At 58.7% G+C, this 1,241-nt stretch carries 1 protein-coding gene; it reads right to left on the bottom strand.

Translation table 11 applies throughout. The annotated features are described in order from the left end of the window. Nucleotides 1–888 (bottom strand): ATP-binding protein (locus RCCGE510_RS32605; protein ID WP_007637875.1); only part of this gene is annotated, 888 nt, incomplete at its 3' end. Between the last annotated feature and the right edge of the window lie 353 nt (nt 889–1,241).

Here is a 1,241-nt window from a genome sequence, read left to right as displayed (position 1 = left end):
GTCCGCCTTCACTCGATCGAAGGTTAACCCCCGCACCGTCGCCAGCAGACCGGAATCCAGGAAATGCAGTTTCGGTGTCTTGACGATGCGCTTCAGCGCGTTGCTGAACCAAGGCTGCACCGTCGCCACTAGGAATACCTGTTCGAGCAACCCGACATAGCGTTGGCCCGTCTTGTGGCTGACGTTAATGGCTCCGCCGAACTGCGAATAGTTGACCAATTGGCCCGAGTGTTCTGCCAGTAACCGCACGAATTTCGGAAGCTCGGTCAACTTCTCCACATCGGCGATGTCCCGCAGGTCACGCGTGAGGATAGAAGTAAGGTAGGATCGCAACCAATCTTGACGCCGCCGCTCGCTGTCACGGCCGATCGCCTCAGGGAAGCCGCCAAGCAGAACTAGCTCGATAAGATCATCGCCGACGATTGCGTCCCGCTGACTCTCGAGCTTCCCTTCGAAGAGGGATTCCAAAAAGGCTGGTGTCCGCCCTTCAATCTCGCCCCTCGCTAGCGGCAGCATCTGGATGGTCTCCATCCGGCCAGCCAAGCTTTCAGAGACCCGCGGCAAGGTTAGCACGTTCGCCGACCCCGTGAGTAGAAAGCGACCCGGCCGATAGTCTTCGTCGACCGTCTTCTTGATCGCTAGCAGTAGGTCAGGCGCACGCTGGATCTCGTCAATTATGGCTCGATCCACCCCTCGAATAAAGCCAGCGGGATCCGATTGGGCGGCCTCCAAGACGGTCTGGTCGTCAAGCGTGATATAGGTTCGGCCGACTTCCCCCATCTTGCGGACGAGCGTGGTCTTGCCAGCCCGGCGCGGTCCTACGATCAGAACCACCGGGGTATCCGAAAGGGCTTCCTCCGCCCGTCGCTCTACGAACCGCTCGAACATCCCAATTCCGCTCCCCTTCCGCGAGAACTATCGGGTTTCGCTGATTGGGAGTCAATGATCCGCTGATTGGAATACTGTGGACCGCGATCTGGAAGTGTCGGAGAGCGAGAGTTCCGACTTGATCGTGAATGAGCTCCTGCACGCTTGCAAACCACAGGCTCCCGTTAAGCGACAGACAAGACCATGCGCTGACAGTCTCTGATCAGGCATGGCGCGCTCCGCCGACGGGCAAGGCTGCGTGCTGTCTTTTGGTTGGAAAGAGGCGACTTTCTTGTGGCCCGTTGGATTTCGCCAAGGTTCATCCGGGCTGCCTTCTCCTGGCTCGGATGCGGACAGTCTTTACGCGCCTTTTG

This window comes from Rhizobium sp. CCGE 510 (assembly GCF_000292525.1).
Lineage (GTDB): Bacteria > Pseudomonadota > Alphaproteobacteria > Rhizobiales > Rhizobiaceae > Rhizobium.
The sequence above is the reverse complement of the archived record's forward strand: the minus strand, read 5'-3'. Positions and strand labels throughout refer to the sequence as shown.